This is a genomic window from Streptomyces milbemycinicus (assembly GCF_002154605.1).
Taxonomy (GTDB): Bacteria; Actinomycetota; Actinomycetes; order Streptomycetales; family Streptomycetaceae; genus Streptomyces; species Streptomyces milbemycinicus.
Window position 1 is genome coordinate 1 of sequence record NZ_MUNE01001055.1, and the last position, 884, is coordinate 884.

Below are 884 nucleotides of genomic sequence, written 5' to 3' on the forward strand. Positions count from 1 at the left end.
CATTCCGCGCGGGCCGCGCGGCGCGGCGGGCCTGGTCTCCCGGCGGAACCAGCTCTTGCGGCGGCCGTCCGCCGCCCCGCTGCCGTCGCTGATGGAGGTGGCGAAGGCCGCCAGCTCCTTCACGGCGGTGGTCTGGCTGGGCTGTCCCGGGTCGGGGATGTAGTTGTCGAAGCTCACCGTCGAGAAGCGCGGTGGCGGGACCATCTCCGCCACCAGACGCTCGGCGGGGACGTGCGGCGTACGGGAGGCGAGGGCGGCGGGAGTCTGCTCGGCTACAGGAGTCTGCTCGGCTATCGGACCCGCGGGCCTGTCGGACGTGGTGGTTCGCGATGACACAAACTCTGAGCGTAGTCCCTTCGGGGGAGGTCATCGCCGGATAGGGAGGCATGTCACACTGCGGCCTATGCGACGCCTGTTCCCTCTGCCCGCCGAAACGTCCGCCGAAGCGCGTACCGAACCACCCACGCGAGAAGACCGCGAGTGGGGGCTGGACGAGCTGGCCGAGGCGTACGCCTACCCGGATCTCCCGGCCGGGCCGGGACGGCCCGCGGCGGCCTGGCTGCGGGCCAACATGGTGTCCTCGCTGGACGGGGCCGCCCACCACGACGGGCGGTCGCAGCAGCTGTCCTCCGCCGCCGATATGCGGATCTTCGGGGTGCTGCGGGGGCTGGCCGACGCGGTCGTGGTCGGCGCCGAGACCGTACGCCGGGAGGGCTACCGCCCGCCCCGCGCCCGCGAGGCGTTCGTCGCCCGGCGGGCGGCGCAGGGGCGCCCGCCGGTGGCCGCGATCGCCGTGGTCAGCGCGAGCCTGGACCTGGACTTCTCGTTGCCGCTGTTCACCGAGCCGCTGGTGCCCACGCTCGTGGTCACCGGCGGCTCGGTGA

At 73.6% G+C, this 884-nt stretch carries 1 protein-coding gene and 1 pseudogene; one reads left to right on the top strand and one right to left on the bottom strand.

The genetic code is table 11. From position 1 onward, the window contains the following. Nucleotides 1–336: pseudogene (locus tag CCN51_RS58895) on the bottom strand (cell division protein ZapE); the annotation flags it as partial. 67 nt (nucleotides 337–403) lie between these two features. On the opposite strand from CCN51_RS58895, the gene CCN51_RS50895 reads away from it, so the two are divergent. Continuing rightward, a partial coding sequence (locus CCN51_RS50895; protein WP_211303345.1) for a dihydrofolate reductase family protein occupies nucleotides 404–884 on the top strand: 481 nt, incomplete at its 3' end.